This is a genomic window from Kosakonia sp. 1610 (assembly GCF_050435845.1).
Taxonomy (GTDB): domain Bacteria; phylum Pseudomonadota; class Gammaproteobacteria; order Enterobacterales; family Enterobacteriaceae; genus Kosakonia; species Kosakonia cowanii.
Window position 1 is genome coordinate 274,163 of the sequence record NZ_JBNDKZ010000004.1, and the last position, 17,383, is coordinate 291,545.

17 protein-coding genes are annotated in these 17,383 nt (G+C 55.8%); 10 read left to right on the forward strand and 7 right to left on the reverse strand.

The window, feature by feature from the left end; genetic code table 11:
• The first annotated feature begins 244 nt into the window (after positions 1-244).
• On the forward strand, positions 245-1,108 hold the full coding sequence (yghU, locus tag ABIC80_RS14265) for a glutathione-dependent disulfide-bond oxidoreductase (RefSeq protein ID WP_429177585.1): 864 nt from the start codon (positions 245-247) through the stop codon (positions 1,106-1,108).
• Positions 1,109-1,115: 7 nt separating this feature from the next.
• The gene (fucR, locus tag ABIC80_RS14270; RefSeq protein WP_429177647.1) at positions 1,116-1,814 is read left to right on the forward strand and encodes an L-fucose operon activator; all 699 of its coding nucleotides are present in this window, start codon (positions 1,116-1,118) and stop codon (positions 1,812-1,814) included.
• A gap of 17 nt (positions 1,815-1,831) precedes the next feature.
• Here the strand turns inward: fucR and ABIC80_RS14275 are convergent, their stop codons facing one another.
• A complete protein-coding gene (locus ABIC80_RS14275) occupies positions 1,832-3,481 on the reverse strand; it encodes a methyl-accepting chemotaxis protein (RefSeq protein ID WP_200134775.1) in 1,650 nt (549 codons plus the stop codon).
• 830 nt (positions 3,482-4,311) lie between these two features.
• On the opposite strand from ABIC80_RS14275, the gene ABIC80_RS14280 reads away from it, so the two are divergent.
• Positions 4,312-5,352: an aldo/keto reductase gene (locus ABIC80_RS14280; RefSeq protein WP_313161998.1), complete on the forward strand. Its 1,041-nt coding sequence runs from the start codon at positions 4,312-4,314 to the stop codon at positions 5,350-5,352.
• A gap of 68 nt (positions 5,353-5,420) precedes the next feature.
• On the opposite strand, the gene ABIC80_RS14285 is transcribed toward ABIC80_RS14280, so the two are convergent.
• Together ABIC80_RS14285 and ABIC80_RS14290 are read right to left on the reverse strand one after the other, a co-directional pair.
• Positions 5,421-5,915, reverse strand: a complete 495-nt coding sequence (locus tag ABIC80_RS14285) for a TIGR00645 family protein (RefSeq protein WP_023480998.1) — start codon at positions 5,913-5,915, stop codon at positions 5,421-5,423.
• An 86-nt stretch (positions 5,916-6,001) separates the two neighbouring features.
• Positions 6,002-6,508 carry an ESA_00282 family adhesion-associated protein gene (locus ABIC80_RS14290; RefSeq protein ID WP_042718021.1) on the reverse strand — a complete coding sequence of 169 codons (507 nt, stop codon included), beginning with the start codon at positions 6,506-6,508 and terminating at the stop codon, positions 6,002-6,004.
• Positions 6,509-6,611: 103 nt separating this feature from the next.
• Between ABIC80_RS14290 and ABIC80_RS14295 the strand changes: the two genes are divergently transcribed.
• From ABIC80_RS14295 to ABIC80_RS14305, 3 genes are all read left to right on the forward strand, one after another.
• Positions 6,612-7,016, forward strand: a complete 405-nt coding sequence (locus tag ABIC80_RS14295; RefSeq protein WP_094422107.1) for a hypothetical protein — start codon at positions 6,612-6,614, stop codon at positions 7,014-7,016.
• A gap of 1 nt (position 7,017) precedes the next feature.
• A complete protein-coding gene (locus ABIC80_RS14300; protein WP_258185146.1) occupies positions 7,018-7,455 on the forward strand; it encodes a cytoplasmic protein in 438 nt (145 codons plus the stop codon).
• 92 nt (positions 7,456-7,547) lie between these two features.
• Positions 7,548-8,444, forward strand: a complete 897-nt coding sequence (locus ABIC80_RS14305; RefSeq protein WP_429177587.1) for an SDR family oxidoreductase — start codon at positions 7,548-7,550, stop codon at positions 8,442-8,444.
• Between the two features lie 53 nt (positions 8,445-8,497).
• On the opposite strand, the gene exbD is transcribed toward ABIC80_RS14305, so the two are convergent.
• Positions 8,498-8,923 (reverse strand): TonB system transport protein ExbD, encoded by a 426-nt coding sequence (gene exbD, locus ABIC80_RS14310; protein WP_042718016.1) that lies wholly within the window; start codon positions 8,921-8,923, stop codon positions 8,498-8,500.
• A gap of 6 nt (positions 8,924-8,929) precedes the next feature.
• Entirely contained in the window at positions 8,930-9,661 is a 732-nt protein-coding gene (gene exbB / locus ABIC80_RS14315) for a tol-pal system-associated acyl-CoA thioesterase (RefSeq protein ID WP_023480942.1), read from the reverse strand.
• A gap of 240 nt (positions 9,662-9,901) precedes the next feature.
• Between exbB and metC the strand changes: the two genes are divergently transcribed.
• Complete coding sequence (gene metC / locus ABIC80_RS14320; protein WP_288875015.1) at positions 9,902-11,089, forward strand: cystathionine beta-lyase; 1,188 nt, start codon at positions 9,902-9,904, stop codon at positions 11,087-11,089.
• Positions 11,090-11,206: 117 nt separating this feature from the next.
• Entirely contained in the window at positions 11,207-11,866 is a 660-nt protein-coding gene (locus ABIC80_RS14325; RefSeq protein WP_042718012.1) for a DedA family protein, read from the forward strand.
• A gap of 33 nt (positions 11,867-11,899) precedes the next feature.
• Here ABIC80_RS14325 and ABIC80_RS14330 read toward each other — a convergent pair whose 3' ends face one another.
• Complete coding sequence (locus ABIC80_RS14330; RefSeq protein WP_023480896.1) at positions 11,900-12,799, reverse strand: AraC family transcriptional regulator; 900 nt, start codon at positions 12,797-12,799, stop codon at positions 11,900-11,902.
• A 194-nt stretch (positions 12,800-12,993) separates the two neighbouring features.
• On the opposite strand from ABIC80_RS14330, the gene yqhD reads away from it, so the two are divergent.
• The gene (yqhD, locus tag ABIC80_RS14335) at positions 12,994-14,157 is read left to right on the forward strand and encodes an alcohol dehydrogenase (protein ID WP_042718008.1); all 1,164 of its coding nucleotides are present in this window, start codon (positions 12,994-12,996) and stop codon (positions 14,155-14,157) included.
• 102 nt (positions 14,158-14,259) lie between these two features.
• Positions 14,260-15,087 carry a 2,5-didehydrogluconate reductase DkgA gene (dkgA, locus tag ABIC80_RS14340; protein ID WP_042718007.1) on the forward strand — a complete coding sequence of 276 codons (828 nt, stop codon included), beginning with the start codon at positions 14,260-14,262 and terminating at the stop codon, positions 15,085-15,087.
• 125 nt (positions 15,088-15,212) lie between these two features.
• Here dkgA and ABIC80_RS14345 read toward each other — a convergent pair whose 3' ends face one another.
• On the reverse strand, positions 15,213-17,348 hold the full coding sequence (locus ABIC80_RS14345; RefSeq protein ID WP_429177588.1) for a YgiQ family radical SAM protein: 2,136 nt from the start codon (positions 17,346-17,348) through the stop codon (positions 15,213-15,215).
• Positions 17,349-17,383: the final 35 nt, after the last annotated feature.

The following is a 17,383-nucleotide window of genomic DNA, read 5'->3' on the forward strand; positions in this document are numbered from 1 at the left end:
AAGAAAAGACTTATTTAATACAATAGAAATTTTACTTAAAGAGACGAAATAATAATTAATCGATTTTAAGTCAGTGCATTTAAATAAAACTTTTGCAGACAACCAGTGAAAGATAGCGCGGCCGATAACCACAATAATGGCCACTCTTTTCCGCCCGGATTGTGGTGTATCCTCGCGAAAGGCGACTGCTACACTGCAAGGCATGTAGCCCGACAACATCAAACATCACAGAGAGGGAAACGCTATGTCAGACAACTATCAACCCCCGAAGGTGTGGACGTGGGAGCAATCCGGCGGCGGCGCGTTTGCCAATATCAACCGCCCGGTTTCCGGTGCCACCCATGAAAAGGCGCTGCCGACGGGCAAACATCCGTTGCAGCTCTACTCCCTCGGTACGCCGAACGGCCAGAAAGTGACGATTATGCTGGAAGAGTTGCTGGCGAAAGGCGTCTCTGAGGCGGAGTATGACGCGTGGCTGATCCGTATCGGTGAAGGGGATCAATTCTCCAGCGGTTTCGTCGACGTCAACCCGAACTCGAAAATCCCGGCGCTGCGCGACCACAGCACTACCCCACCGACCCGCGTGTTTGAATCGGGCAATATCCTGCTCTATCTGGCAGAGAAGTTTGGTCACTTCCTGCCGCGCGATCTCGCCGCGCGCACCGAAACGCTGAACTGGCTCTTCTGGCTGCAAGGCTCCGCGCCGTTCCTCGGCGGCGGCTTTGGTCACTTCTACAGCTATGCGCCAGTGAAGATTGAATACGCCATCAACCGCTTCACCATGGAAGCCAAGCGCCAGCTCGACGTGCTGGATAAACAGCTGGCGGAACATCAGTTTGTCGCAGGCGATGAGTACACCATTGCCGATATGGCGATCTGGCCGTGGTACGGCAACGTGGTGCTGGGCAATGTCTATGATGCGGCGGAGTTCCTTGACGCGGGCAGCTACAAAAACGTCCAGCGCTGGGCGAAAGCGATCGCTGAACGTCCGGCAGTGAAGCGCGGCCGCATGGTTAACCGCACCTTCGGCCCGGCGAATGAACAACTGCATGAGCGCCACGACGCCAGCGACTTCGATACGCAAACCGAAGATAAACGCGGCGCGTAAGGGAATGATAAAGACGGCACGCCAGCAGGCGATTGTGCAGCTTCTGAAGAGCCAGCAGTCGGTCACTACCGCCGCGCTCGCCGCTGAGCTTGCCGTCAGCGTGGAGACCATTCGCCGCGATCTCAACGCCCTGCAGATGCAGGGCAAAATCATTCGCCGACACGGTCGCGCACGCACGCTGGCGGACGGCAGCGAACCCTTTCGTGCTCGCCTAAAAAGCCACTATGCGGATAAAGCCGATATCGCTCGTCATGCGCTGAACTGGGTGGAAGCCGGCATGACGCTGGCGCTGGATGCCAGCTCAACCTGCTTTCACCTGGCGCGACAACTTCCGGATATTCCGCTGACAGTGTTTACCAACAGTTTGCCGGTATGCGAAGTGATGGCCCGTCGCCAGCACAGCGAGCTTATCTGCTCCGGCGGTCGGCTGGCGCGCGGTGAGCGCTGCTACGTCAATCCGGCACTCGCCAGCCTGCTTAAATCGCTGGAGATCGATCTGTTTATCTTTTCCTGCGAGGGGATTGATGGTAACGGTGAGATGTGGGATTCCACACGCCATAACGCGGCGTTTAAATCGGCACTGCTGCGCCGGGCGCAGCAGTCGCTGTTACTGATTGATAAGAGCAAGTTTTACCGTTCCAGCGAAGCCAGCATCGGTAACCTTTCACTGGTGACGCAGATGATTACCGACGCGCCCCATCCCTGAGGCGCGCTGTTACAGGATTAGAACGCGACCCACTCATCGGACGATGCGCCGGGTTTGCGGGCAGTGCCACGGCTCATATCGGGTTTCACCAGTTTGGCAGCGGTGGGTTTATGCTCCTCTTCACTGGTCAAACGGAACTGCTGCACGGAACGCTGCAACTCTTCGGTCTGACGCTCCAGCGCAGCGGCGGCAGCCGACACCTGCTCAACCAGCGAGGCGTTCTGCTGGGTAACGTTATCCATCTGCGTGATAGCGACGCCCACCTGTGAGATCCCTTTGCTCTGCTCAGCAGAGGCGGCGGCAATCTCTTTCATGATGGTGGTCACTTCACGCACGGCGCGCAGGATGCCTTCCATCGTGGTACCGGTGTCGTTAACCAGCTTCGCCCCTTTCTCAACGCGCGAGACGGAGTCTGCAATCAGGGTTTCGATCTCTTTTGCCGCGCCCGCACTGCGGCTGGCGAGGTTACGCACTTCGCCGGCCACCACCGCAAAACCCCGGCCCTGTTCACCGGCACGCGCCGCTTCTACCGCCGCGTTAAGGGCGAGAATATTGGTCTGGAAAGCGATGCTGTTAATCACGGTGGTGATTTCGGCAATCTTCTTCGAACTGCCGGAGATACCGTCCATCGTGGTGATCACCTCTTTCACCAGCGCGCCGCCTTTGCTGGCGGTGACCGAGGCGACTTCCGCCAGCTCGCTCGCCTGGCTGGCGTTATCGGCGTTCAGTTTCACCGTGGCGGTTAACTCTTCCATGCTGGCGGCGGTCTCTTCCAGCGCGGCGGCCTGCTCTTCGGTACGCGAAGAGAGGTCGTTATTGCCGGTGGAGATCTCGGTTGCGCCGCGCCAGATGTTTTCACTGCCGTGGCGGATACTGCTTACCGCTTCACGCAGGCTATCCTGCATCGCTAACAGCAGTGGGATCACCTGGCCGACGCAGTTGCGCCCCATATCTTCCAGCGGCTGGCTGAGATCGCCCTGCGCCATCAGTTTGAAGTGCGCGCGAATACGGTTCAGCGGTTTGACCAGCATGGTCACCAGGTAGCGATCCGTAAACAGCAGGATCAGCAGGCCCAGCACCATTGCAACGATGATCGCTGCGCGGGTGGTGCTGGTCTGGTGATCGACCATGACGCGAGTCTCATCCAGCATCACGCCAGCGGCTTTATTGAAGCTCTCGGTCGCGACGCCAAAGTTGCGGCTCAGACCAGGCGTCACGTTATTGGCCTGCGCACGGTAGGCTTCCGGGGAGCCCTGCTGCGCCAGCTGCATCTGCGGGTTAACGCCCTGTTCCAGCAGCGCCTGCCAGCCAGCGATCACCTGTTCGGAGACTTTCGGATCCATCGGCCCTGGCGAAACGGCTTTGAAGTCGGCAAGGCGTTTTGCCATGTTATCCAGCGCCTGCTGCGCGGGTGCCATGTCCGGCGTTCCCCCCGCCGCTTTGGCCTCCATCACGCGGCTCAGCCGTGTCACAAAGCGAAAGTATTGATCATTGCCCTGGCTCAGAAGCGTCATTTGCGTTACCAGCTGGCGGTCGACTTCATTACCGTCGGCAACTTTTGACAAAGAAGAAACGCTATACAGACCGACGCCAGACCACAGCACGCCGAAGATCCCGAGGATCACCAGCAACACGGCGCGTATAGTGAAGTTACGAAGCATATTCATAATTTTAATCCTTGCGGTGAAGGTAGCCCCTCGCCTGCGGGCGAGAGTTATCACTTTTATCGGCACGCGTTTGGGAAGTTGTATGGTCGGTTTAAAATATTTATGTAAAAAAGAGGCCTGCTTTTTTTATGGCTATCACACATTTTGTCACCTGTTAAATGGTTATTCTGCTAAGTTTTTGTTGCGCAAACGCACTTACATAAAAAATATAACTCATTGATAAATAATGAATAAAATGAAAAACAAGAATAAAGGGGATTACTGGCAGGTTTTGAATTTATCGGTATGTAAATAAAGCCTTGTTTGCTTTGAATATTAAAAACCATAATTTTATAAAATTATTAATAACGAAAAACAAACAACTCCCGACGAATTTAATTTATTTAAGCCGCTTCACAAAAGCTCTCAATAATTAATAAGAATGCGTTTTAAGGCGCTTATTTGATAACCCTGCTCGCAAGGCTTTACGCGCCGCTCTCAACGCACAAACCTAATAACCATGCGCCCTGCCGTCACGCGGGCTCACCGCAGCGATGCTAAGAGCATTTTTATGACGCGCAATACCATCGCTTATTCTTATATTTCACCGCCGTTTGGCGATGCTGACAGGAAAAAGGGTTGCGGCTTTTTACCCTCGCTCTCCAGGAATTTTCGTAGATTTAAGCCATGCATGAAGAGAATTAAGCAGCAGTGTAAGGCTCACTCAGAACATTATTTGTGGCCTCTGTTTGCCTTCCGCTCAGCGGAGCTTTTGCTGACAGGGGATCGCACGTAATATAGAAACGTCGTTTCAAAACCATCAGGCACCGCCAGATACGAGAGGAGAGATCATGCCCGGCTTCGCCAACCCTCAGCGTTATGAAGAGATGCAGTATCGTTACTGCGGCAAGAGCGGTCTGCAACTGCCCGCCCTGTCGCTCGGTTTGTGGCACAGCTTTGGTCACGTCAACGCACTGGATGCGCAGCGCGCGCTGTTGCGTAAAGCGTTCGATCTGGGAATAACCCACTTCGATTTAGCCAATAACTACGGCCCGCCCGCCGGCAGCGCGGAGGAGAATTTTGGTCGCCTGCTGCGCGACGATTTTGCCCCCTACCGCGATGAACTGATTATCTCCACCAAAGCGGGCTACGATATGTGGCCAGGCCCGTACGGCTCCGGCGGCTCGCGCAAATATCTGCTCGCCAGTCTCGATCAGAGCCTTAAACGTCTGGGCGTCGACTATGTCGATATCTTCTATTCCCACCGCGTGGATGAGAAGACACCGATGGAGGAGACCGCTGCCGCGCTCGCGCAGGCGGTGCAGAGTGGCAAAGCGCTCTACGTTGGCATCTCCTCCTATTCGACAGAGCGTACGCAGCAGATGGCCGCGCTACTGCGCGAGTGGAAAGTGCCGCTGCTTATCCATCAACCCTCCTACAACATCCTCAATCGCTGGGTCGATAACACCGGGCTTTTAGACGCGCTTGAGGAGAACGGCGTCGGCTGTATCGCCTTTACGCCGCTGGCGCAGGGTTTGCTGACGGGCAAATATCTCAACGGTATTCCCGAAGGATCGCGCATGCAGCGCGAAGGCAAAAAGGTGCGCGGCCTGACGGAGAAGATGCTGACCGAGAGCAATCTCGCCAGCCTGCGGCTGCTTAATGAGATGGCCGAACGCCGTGGGCAGTCAATGGCGCAGATGGCGTTAAGCTGGCTGTTAAAAGATAGCCGAGTGACATCGGTATTGATTGGTGCCAGCCGCCCGGAGCAGCTGGAGGAGAATGTGCAGGCGTTAAACAACCTGAACTTTAGCGCCGATGAGCTGGCACAAATTGATAAGCATGTGGCCGACGGGGAGCTGAACCTGTGGCAGGCATCATCGGATAAATAGAAGTGACGTGCCGGAGGCGCAGTTTGCCGGAGGGCGCTGCGCTTATCCGGCCCAGGCCCCACCAAAAATCAATGCTTGCCGCGGGTTAAACGATCCAGATAGCCCATCACAAAGGCGGAGAGCACAAACGTCAGGTGGATAATCACATACCACATCAGTTTGTTATCCGGCACGTTCCTCGCATCCATAAAGACGCGCAGCAGGTGAATCGACGAGATGGCGACAATCGACGCCGCCACTTTGTTTTTCAACGAGGTGGCATCCATTTTCCCCAGCCAGCTCAGCTTCTCTTTGTGCGGGCCAATATCCAGCTGCGAAACAAAGTTTTCATAGCCGGAGAACATCACCATCACCAGCAGACCACCGACCAGCGTCATATCCACCAGCGACAGCAGGGTGAGGATCAGATCCGCTTCTGCCAGCGAGAAGATGTTAGGGATAACGTGAATAATCTCCTGGAAGAATTTGATGGCCAGCGCCAGGAGAGCAAGAGAGAGGCCAAAGTAGACCGGGGCGAGCAACCAGCGCGAAGCGTACATTGCGTTTTCCAGAAAGCGTTCCATGTTCCGTAGTGTCTCGTCAGATAGCTAAACCGGCGCTCAGTATAGCCTGACACCGTCAGCCTTTTGCAACACTCCAGCTGACTTAACTACACCTCGGCAGGGTTAACCCACGGACGCTGGTTCTCCGGCCAAATCAGCACAACCAGCGCAGGATAAGCTTCGGTGCTGAACTCATGGAAACACTGGCGCAGGTTGAGCACATCCAGATCGCTCGGCGAGACTTTTTCGCCATTGACGCAGCGTTTTTTAATGTTGTCGTAATACTTATACACGGCGGAATTGAGATCGCTGCAACGACGCTGCGCTTCAAATAAACCGGGAGTGTTATTTATCTCCGCCATCTTCATGCGCTTAATCGTCGCTTGCAAAAAATCGATATATTCATGGTTAACGCGCCAGTACCACTCTGGGGTAATCGCGTTCATTAACGTCGAAAAATGATCTTCGCCCTCTTCTTTTGACAGTGGCGTTAACTGCGGTGCTTGCTCATTAATTTCACTAAGGGGAGTCTTTTTATTGTACTCATGCATCAATAATAAAACGCCGCCCGTTAGCAGCAATAAAGTAATAACAGAATACAAAATACTGTCCATCGGCAGACTCCTTTTTTTTGATTTTAAAATTGCCTCATGATATTGTCAACGAACCTCGCCCCTTAATATTCTCTCCCCTGTTAAATAGTAAAGGATAATAGAAATGCTTCCCGAGAACCTTGTCCCGGCGCGCTTTCATCTTTCTGCCGTTGAAACCGGGGCAGCACCAGAGGGAAAAGAGCCTGATTTCCCTCAGGATATTGGCCCACTTTCCGAGCATGCGCAAAATATATTAGCCAACGCCAGCCGCAGCGGCCAATCACGTAATATGCTGCTTGAAGAGCACGATCGCCATATTAAAGAGCGCTTATTCCGCGTCGTGAAAATTGAAACCTTTGCGCGTTTACTTAATGATTTGCAAGCCGAAGGTGAGATTGATGCTCAGACTCTGAGCAAAATAATTTCCGATAAGACGCAAACTATTAACGACGCAGGTAATGAGATTTGGCTTAATCTGATTACCCGTGAAAAAGATGAGCCAATCTTTTATAAACTTGGGGATGAATAACGTGGCTGAAATTGAAAATAATAACGTCTATATCAATTACAGCGAAAGCAAAAGCGACGAATTTATCTTAAAGCAAAATATCGATGCGCTGGTGCAGAGTAAAAACGAGACGATTCAACGCATTGCCCAGGATTTAGTCTCTATTCCGGCGGCACTGGTGCGGTTGAAGTGGCAAAACCGCCGTGAAATCTATCCCCTGCAGGTGAAAGAGGAGATTTACGGTGCAGCCATTGCCGCCATTATCGAACAGCACCCTGAGCTGCGCGAAAAGATCATGGGCCGGCTGGAGGCTAACTATCAGCACCTGGTCAGCCGCGAAAGCGCGACACTGCGCTGGAGCCGCAAACTGAGCGAAGGCATATACCGCACCTCGACGGTGCAGGCGGTGGCGGTAGCGGTGAAAGAAAAGCCTGCCAAAGCGAGCAGCAAAGGGAAGTAACCCCCCGCGATAAAGAAAATCCTGAATTTGCCTGCGAAGTCAGCGTGAACTTCTATCCTTAAGGTCTAAGCAACCGATATGGAGGATACTTAATGGCAACTGACCAGACAAAAATCCAGGATCCGACCACCCAGTACTACACCGGTGAATATCCTAAGCAGAAGCAGCCCTTCCCCGGCGTGCAGGCGAAAATGGAACCGGTTCCCGATTGCGGTGAAAAGAGCTATGTCGGCAGCGGGCGGCTGAAAGGTCGTAAAGCGCTAGTGACCGGCGGCGACTCCGGTATTGGTCGCGCAGCGGCGATTGCCTATGCCCGCGAAGGCGCAGATGTCGCTATCAACTATCTTCCTGCCGAAGAGGAAGATGCGCAGCAGGTGAAAGAGCAGATTGAAGCAGCCGGGCGTAAAGCCGTGCTGATCCCGGGCGATTTGAGCGATGAAGAATTTGCCCGTTCCCTGCCGCACACAGCGAAACAGCAGCTTGGCGGCCTGGATGTGCTGACGCTGGTGGCGGGTACGCAAACCGCGATTGAGGATATTGCAGACCTCAGCAGCGAGCAGTTTATCTATACCTATAAGGTCAACGTTTTCGCGCTCTTCTGGATCACCCAGGAGGCGATTCCGCTGATGCCGCGCGGGGGTAGCATTATTACTACCTCGTCAATTCAGGCTTATCAGCCAAGCACACATCTGCTTGATTACGCCTCAACCAAAGCGGCTATTCTCAACTACACCCGCGGGCTGGCGAAACAGGTCGCTGAGAAAGGCATTCGCGTGAACAGTGTTGCGCCGGGGCCAATCTGGACAGCGCTGCAGATTTCCGGCGGTCAGCCGCAGGAGAAACTGCCGGAGTTTGGCCAGCAGACGCCGCTTAAACGCGCCGGTCAGCCCGCCGAGCTGGCACCTGTTTATGTCTATCTGGCAAGCCAGGAGTCGAGCTATGTCACCGCTGAAGTGCATGGCGTGACGGGTGGTGAGCACCTGAGTTAAGCAGGCATAAAAAAAGCTGGCTCCGGCCAGCTTTTTTCTATCTTGTTTGCGGGTTACTTCGCTTTCGCGACCTCTTCCCCTACCAGACCAATCTTCAGATAGCCCGCCTGGTGCAGGCTGTCCATCACTTTCATCATCGTCTCGTAATCGACGGTCTTATCAGCGCGGAAGAAAATGGTGGTATCTTTTTTGCCCTCGGTCACCGCATTCAGCTGGTTGATCATCGTCTCTTCCGTCACCGGATCGTTGCCGATAAACATGCTGTTATCCGCCTTCACGGAGAGATAGATCGGTTTTTCCGGGCGCGGCTGCGGCTGGCTGGAAGAGGCAGGCAGATTGACCTTAACGTCAACGGTAGCAAGCGGCGCGGCCACCATAAAGATAATCAGCAGCACCAGCATCACGTCGATAAACGGCGTGACGTTGATTTCGTGCATTTCGCCGTTATCGTCGAGGTTTTCATTAAGACGCATCGCCATAGCCAATCAACCTACGCGTAATTTCTGGGTGGTACGAACCGGCTGCGCGTTGCTGGCGGCCAGATCCAGATCGCGGCTTTGCAGCAGCAGCACCTGAGCAGCAACATCGCCGAGGTTGGCTTTGTAGTTACCGATCATGCGCGCAAAGATGTTGTAGATCACCACCGCCGGGATAGCGGCTACCAGGCCGATAGCCGTTGCCAGCAGCGCTTCAGCGATGCCTGGCGCGACAACCGCGAGGTTAGTGGTTTGCGTCTGCGCAATGCCGATAAAGCTGTTCATGATGCCCCAGACGGTACCAAACAGACCAATAAAGGGCGAAATCGCGCCGATGGTGGCGAGGAAACCGTTGCCGCGACCCATATGACGGCCCGTTGCCGCTACGCGTCGCTCAAGGCGGAAACCGGTGCGCTCTTTAATGCCTTCGTTATCTTCGCTGCCTGCGGAGAGCTCCAGCTCATTCTGCGCTTCGTTGATCAACATCGCGCTCAGGCTGCGGGCGTGGAATGTCGAGGCAATCTCAGTCGCCTGATCCAGCGAGCGGGCATCGGCCAACTGCTGCTGTTCACGCTTGAGACGGCGCTTTTGCCCGAGGATCTCAACGCTTTTACTGAAGAAAAGCGCCCAGGTGACGACTGACGCCAGAATCAGACCGATCATCACGATTTTCACCACGATATCGGCGTGCTGATACATACCCCATACGGAAAGATCCGTCTGCATCAAATTATTACCCACTCTGTTTCTCCGGGACGCAAATCACAAAAAACACTGCGCCATAATAGCAAAAAGTCGTCGAATTGATAGTAGTTCTCATTAGTATTTACATAGTGCACAACATAACCGGCTATTTCCTTGCGTTGACGCAGTAAACGGGCGCGTCTGCTGGTTTTATAGAAAAATTCACCGCCTCTGATGCATCATTTCGCAATCATGGTAGTCTGGACATCCAGACGTATAAAAACAGGTTGAGCAGACATGACGGCGAAACATCTTGATACCGCGCTGGTAAACGCCGGGCGGAGCAAAAAGTATACTCAGGGTTCGGTGAATACGGTGATTCAGCGCGCCTCCTCCCTGGTGTTTGAAACGGTAGAAGCGAAAAAGCACGCCACGCGCAACCGCGCCAACGGCGAGCTGTTTTATGGGCGGCGCGGGACGCTGACCCACTTCTCGCTGCAAGAGGCGATGTGCGAACTGGAGGGCGGTGCCGGTTGCGCGCTCTTCCCCTGCGGCGCGGCGGCGGTGGCAAACACCATCCTGGCCTTTGTCGAGCAGGGCGATCATGTATTGATGACCAATACCGCCTACGAACCGACGCAAGATTTCAGCACCAAAATCCTCGCTAAACTGGGCGTTACCACCAGTTGGTTTGATCCAATGATTGGCTCAAGCATCGTGCAACTGGTGCAACCCAATACCAGAGTGGTGTTCCTCGAATCGCCCGGCTCCATCACTATGGAAGTGCATGATGTTCCCGCCATCGTGCAGGCGGTGCGCAGCGTCGCGCCGGAGGCGATCATTATGATCGACAACACCTGGGCGGCGGGCGTGCTGTTTAAGGCGCTGGATTTTGATATCGATATCTCCATTCAGGCGGGCACCAAATACCTGATTGGTCACTCCGATGCAATGGTTGGCACCGCCGTAGCAAACGCCCGCTGTTGGGAGCAGCTGCGGGAAAACGCCTATCTGATGGGGCAGATGCTGGATGCCGATACCGCCTATATGACCAGCCGCGGCCTGCGCACGCTGGGGGTGCGTTTACGCCAGCATCACGAAAGCAGCCTGAAGATCGCCGAGTGGCTGGCGGCGCATCCGCAGGTGGCACAGGTCAATCATCCGGCGCTGCCGGGCAGTAAAGGGCATGAGTACTGGAAGCGGGATTTCAGCGGTAGCAGCGGCCTCTTCTCCTTTGTGCTCAACAAGCGTTTAAACAATGAAGAGCTGGCCAACTATCTCGATAATTTCTCGCTCTTCAGCATGGCCTATTCGTGGGGCGGGTTTGAATCATTGATCCTCGCCAACCAGCCTGAGCACATCGCCGCCATTCGCCCGGAAGGGCGTGTCGACTTCGACGGCACGCTGATCCGATTGCACATTGGTTTAGAAAACGTTGATGATCTTATCGGTGATTTAGTGGCAGGCTTTCAGCGCATCGTGTAAACCATGATTAACGGGGCAAAAAGTAAGATTATTCTCCCTTTGTTGCGCCCCGGATCGAGGTCTTTTTGGCGAAGTGGAGTACAATAGCCTCCTCTACGCGGTTCCACAGGAAAGCCCATGGCTGTTATTCAAGATATTATTGCTGCGCTCTGGCATCACGACTTTGCTGCGCTGGCCGATCCGCACGTTGTCGGCGTTGTCTATCTCGTGATGTTTGCCACGCTCTTTTTAGAGAACGGCCTGCTTCCTGCCTCGTTTTTACCGGGCGACAGCTTACTGCTGCTCGCCGGGGCGCTGATTGCGCGCGGCTGCATGGACTTTGTCTCAACGCTGCTGATCCTTACCTCCGCCGCCAGTCTCGGCTGCTGGCTGAGCTATGTTCAGGGGCGCTGGCTGGGTAATACACGTATTGTGAAAAGCTGGCTGGCACAGCTGCCGGTGAAGTATCACGAGCGCGCCACCTGCATGTTTGACCGTCACGGCCTGCTGGCGCTGCTGGCCGGGCGTTTTCTGGCCTTTATCCGCACCCTGCTGCCGACCATGGCAGGTATCTCTGGCCTGTCGAACCGCCGCTTTCAGCTCTTCAACTGGCTGAGCGCGCTGCTGTGGGTCGGCGTGGTGATCTCGCTTGGTTACGCCATTAGCATGATCCCGTTTGTGAAACGCCACGAAGATCAGGTGATGACCTTTTTAATGGTGCTGCCGCTGTTCCTGCTGGTGGTGGGCCTGATTGGTGCCGTCACCGTGGTGCTAAAGAAGAAGTTCAGCAACGCCTGAGTTACCGCCCTCTTCGCGCGAAGAGGGCCTCCGTTATGCCCCCTGCATGGTGCGAATGCGCGCCAAATCCTCCCCCGGCGTCACGCCGAAGTAACGTTTAAATTCGCGGCTAAACTGCGATGGGCTTTCATAGCCGACACGCATCGCCGCCGCGCTCGCTTTCATGCCATCGTGCACCATCAGCATCCGCGCTTTATGCAGCCGGTAGGTTTTCAGGTATTGCAGCGGCGAGGTGCTGGTCACCGATTTGAAGTTATGGTGAAACGCCGAGACGCTCATGTTCGCTTCCGCCGCTAACTGGTCGACGCTGAGGTTTTCGGTGTACTGGCTCTCAATACGCTTTAAGACGCGGCTAATCAGGCTGAAGTGGGTCTGGCGGCTCACCAGCGCCAGCAACGCACCGCCGCGCGGCCCGGTCAGCACGTGGTAAAGCATCTCGCGGATAATCTGTTTGCCCAGAATGCGCGCGTCCAGCGGGCGCTCCATCACATCCAGCAGGCGCTCCGCCGCGCAGAGGATCTCCTCTGATAACACCGCCGAGTTAATGCCGCTGGCGGCGTTCTCCGGGCGAAAATGCTCATCTTCACCGATATCCATCAGCAGCTCCTGCAACTGCAAAATGTCGACATTAAGACGAATGCCCGCCAGCGGCACTTCCGGCGTGGCAAAGGTTTCACACTCGAAGGGCAGCGGCACCGTTAACAGCAGATATTCGTTGGTGTCATAGCGAAAGACGCGCTCGTTGATATAGCCGATTTTATGGCCGGAAAAGAGAAACACGATCCCCGGCTGATACATCACCGGCGTCCGGGTGCCGGGCTGCGTACCATAGAGCAGACGGATATCCGGCAGCAGCGCGCTCAGTCTATTTTCATTATTTTTCAATCTCTTAACTTTTTCAGTCAGATGCAGGCAGATCGCTTCACGGTTCATGGTTTGCCACTCCGGCGGCCAGTTTCAACGGCTCTAGTGTGCAAACTTTTGTGACATTTCTCCAGCCTGATAGAGAAACAGGCAAGACATCGGCAGGAATGTGCATTGAGCCTGCGCAGCCCCGCGCCCACAATGATCGGCATCGGGCGGCCTGCCGCCTCAGATTTTTTCACCTCATCAGAAGGGAACGAGCAATGAATAACTTTAATCTGCATACCCCAACCCGCATTCTTTTTGGCAAAGGCGCAATTGCCGAACTGCGCGCGCAACTCCCTGACAACGCCCGCGTGCTGATCACTTACGGCGGCGGCAGCGTGAAGAAAAACGGCGTGCTTGACCAGGTTTACAGCGCGCTGGACGGCATGGACGTGCGCGAGTTCAGCGGTATCGAACCGAACCCGACCTACGAAACGCTGATGAAAGCGGTGCAGCTGGTGCGCGATGAGAAGATCACCTTCCTGCTGGCGGTTGGCGGCGGTTCGGTGCTGGATGGCACCAAATTTATCGCTGCCGCTGCCCACTACGCCGAGGGCGTCGATCCGTGGCATATCCTGCAAACCCGCGGTAGCGAGATCAAAAGCGCCATTCCGATGGGCTCCGTGCTGACGCTGCCGGCCACCGGATCTGAATCCAACGCCGGGGCGGTGGTTTCCCGTAAAGCGACCGGTGATAAGCAGGCGTTCCACTCTCCGTTCGTGCAGCCGGTCTTTGCGGTGCTCGATCCGGTTTACACCTACACCCTGCCCCCGCGTCAGGTGGCGAATGGCGTTGTTGACGCCTTTGTCCATACTGTAGAGCAGTACGTCACTTATCCGGTAGATGGCAAAATTCAGGATCGCTTCGCCGAAGGCATTCTGCTGACGCTGGTTGAAGATGGCCCGAAAGCGCTGCAGGAGCCGGAAAACTACAACGTGCGTGCCAACGTCATGTGGGCGGCAACTCAGGCGCTGAATGGCCTGATTGGCGCGGGCGTGCCGCAGGATTGGGCCACCCATATGCTGGGCCATGAGTTGACGGCGATGCACGGGCTGGACCACGCACAAACGCTGGCAGTCGTACTGCCTGCGCTGTGGAATGAGAAGCGCGACACCAAACGCGAAAAACTGCTGCAATACGCCGCACGCGTGTGGAATATCACCGAAGGTAGCGACGATGAGCGCATTGACGCGGCAATTACCGCCACGCGCGACTTCTTCGAGCGTATGGGCGTGCCGACGCGTCTTTCCGGCTACGGCCTCGATGGCAGCTCCATTCCGGCGCTGTTGGCTAAACTGGAAGAGCACGGCATGACGGCGCTGGGCGAGCATCAGGATATTACGCTGGATGTAAGCCGCCGCATCTACGAAGCCGCGCGCTAAGCGCTTCTCCACCCCGGCTTTCGTTTTTGGGTTTTTCGGCCACACTTAATGCAAACCACCTTACCGGGCGCGTCCCGGTAAGCCTAGCGAAAGGAGAAATGCATGACACATCCAACGGTGATTAAACTCGCTGACGGCAATCTGATGCCGCAACTGGGTCTTGGCGTGTGGAAAGCGAGCAACGAGGAAGTGGTTACCGCCATCCATAAAGCTCTGGAAGTGGGTTATCGCTCTATCGATACCGCTGCGGCTTACAAGAACGAAGAGGGTGTTGGTAAAGCCTTAGCCAGCGCGGGCGTACCGCGTGAAGAGCTGTTCATCACCACCAAGCTGTGGAATGACGATCAGAAACGCCCGGCTGAAGCGTTTAAAGAGAGCCTGGAGAAGCTTCAGCTCGACTATGTCGATCTCTATCTGATGCACTGGCCGGTTCCGGCAATCGATCACTATGTCGAGGCCTGGAAAGGGATGATCGAGTTGCAGCAGCAGGGGCTGATTAAGAGTATCGGCGTCTGTAACTTCCAGACCCACCATCTGCAAAAGCTGATTGATGAAACCAGCGTCATTCCGGTGATTAACCAGATTGAACTCCATCCGCTGCTGCAACAGCGCCAGCTGCATGCCTGGAACGCCACGCACAAGATCCAGACTGAATCCTGGAGCCCGCTGGCACAGGGTGGCGAAGGCGTTTTCGATCAGAAAATCATTCGCGATCTGGCGGATAAATATGGCAAAACCCCGGCGCAGATCGTTATTCGCTGGCATCTCGACAGCGGTCTGGTGGTGATCCCGAAATCGGTCACCCCTGCGCGCATCGTTGAGAACTTCGACGTCTGGGATTTCCGCCTTGATAAAGATGAACTGAGCGAAATTGCCAAACTGGACGAGGGCAAACGCCTGGGTCCAGACCCGGATCAGTTCGGCGGGTAAAAGCCGTTAAACGTAGGCTGGAAGTACGCGTAGGCCGGATAAGCGCCAGCGCCATCCGGCACTCTCACCGCCGATGCCGGATGGCGGCTTCGCCTTATGCGGCCTACAAGGTCATCCGGCCCACCTTAGCGCGTCGCTTTTTTCCTCTGCTGCGCAATCGGCGTATGTTTGGTTAATGCCGGTCGCGCGTTGCGGCTCTGGCGACGCGCTTCGCGCATCTCTTCCACCGTTGGCGCGGGCACCAGGCACTCGCGGCGGGAACCAATCAGGTGCTTTTTCCCCATCGCTTCCAGCGCCTGGCGCAGCAGCGGCCAGTTGGCCGGATCGTGGTAGCGCAGCAGCGCTTTATGCAGGCGGCGCTGCTTCTCCCCTCTCGGCACCACCACCTCTTCACTTTTGTAATCGATCTTCGACAGCGGATTTTTGCCGGTGTAATACATCGTTGTCGAGTTGGCCAGCGGCGACGGGTAGAAGTTCTGCACCTGGTCGAGACGGAAACGGTGGCGCTTCAGCCACAGCGCCAGGTTCACCATATCCTCATCACGCGTGCCGGGGTGCGCAGAGATAAAGTAGGGGATCAGATACTGCTCTTTGCCCGCCTGCTTCGAGTAGGTGTCGAAAAGCTGCTTAAAGCGGTCATAGCTGCCCATGCCCGGCTTCATCATCTTCGACAGCGGCCCCGCTTCGGTATGTTCTGGCGCTATCTTCAGATAGCCGCCAACGTGGTGCGTCGCCAGCTCTTTGACATAGCGCGGATCTTCCACCGCCAGATCGTACCGCACGCCGGAAGCGATCAGGATCTTCTTGATGCCGCGCAGATCGCGGGCACGCCGGTAGAGATCGATGGTCGGCTGATGGTTGGTGTCCATATGCGGGCAGATCTCCGGATAGACACAGGAGAGGCGTCGGCAGGTCTGTTCGGCGCGCGGCGAGGTGCAGCGCAGCATATACATATTGGCCGTCGGCCCACCCAGATCGGAGATCACTCCGGTAAAACCGGGCACCGTGTCGCGAATCGCTTCGATCTCATTAATGATCGAATCCTCGGAGCGGCTCTGAATAATGCGCCCTTCATGCTCGGTGATGGAGCAGAAGGAGCAGCCGCCGAAACAGCCGCGCATAATGTTAATCGAGAAGCGGATCATGTCGTAGGCCGGAATGCGGCTCTCGCCATAGGCCGGGTGCGGCACGCGCTGGTAAGGCAGCGCAAAGACGCTGTCCATCTCTTCGGTGGAGAGCGGAATGGCCGGCGGGTTGATCCAGATATAGCGATCGCCATGCTTTTGCAGCAGTGCGCGGGCGCAGCCGGGGTTGGTTTCGTGATGCAGAATCCGCGATGCATGGGCATAGAGCACTTTGTCCGCTTTCACCTTCTCGTAGGAGGGGAGCAGCACGTAAGTCTTTTCCCACGGCTTCGGGCGCGGCGGCTGCACGGTCACGCGTTTCGCGGCCTGCGGCTCAACGGGTTTATTATCGGCACAGGGCAGATCTTCGCCGTACGGATGGGGGATCGGATCGATCTTCCCCGGCGTATCGAGGCGGGTGGAGTCCACCCCGCTCCAGCCAGGCAGCGCCTCTTTCACCATAATCGCCGTATTGCGCACATCGCGGATCTCACCGATCGGCTCACCAGCGGCAAGGCGGTGCGCAACTTCCACCAGCGGGCGCTCGCCGTTGCCGAACATCAGCATATCTGCCTTCGAATCGACCAGCACCGAGCGGCGCACGGTATCAGACCAGTAATCATAATGGGCGGTGCGGCGCAGGCTGGCCTCGATCCCGCCGAGGATCACCGGCACCTCTCTCCACGCCTCTTTACAGCGCTGGGTATAAACCAGCGTCGCGCGATCCGGGCGCTTACCGGCCACGTTATCCGGCGTATAAGCATCGTCATGGCGCAGCTTACGATCGGCGGTGTAGCGGTTGATCATCGAATCCATATTACCGGCGGTAACGCCGAAAAAGAGATTCGGTTTGCCGAGGCGCATAAAGTCCGCTTTGCTGCTCCAGTCCGGCTGGGCAATGATGCCGACGCGAAAGCCCTGCGCTTCCAGCATCCTGCCGCAGATTGCCATGCCGAAGCTCGGGTGATCGACATAGGCGTCGCCGGTGACGAGGATAATGTCGCAGCTGTCCCAACCGAGTTCATCCATCTCTTCGCGCGACATCGGCAGAAAAGGCGCGGGGCCGAAGCAGGCCGCCCAGTACTGCGGCCAGGAGAAAAGATCGCGATCCGGCTGGATCAGGGAGAGTGCGCTCATCGTGCTTCCAGAAAAGGTAAAAAGGGAGTCAAAGG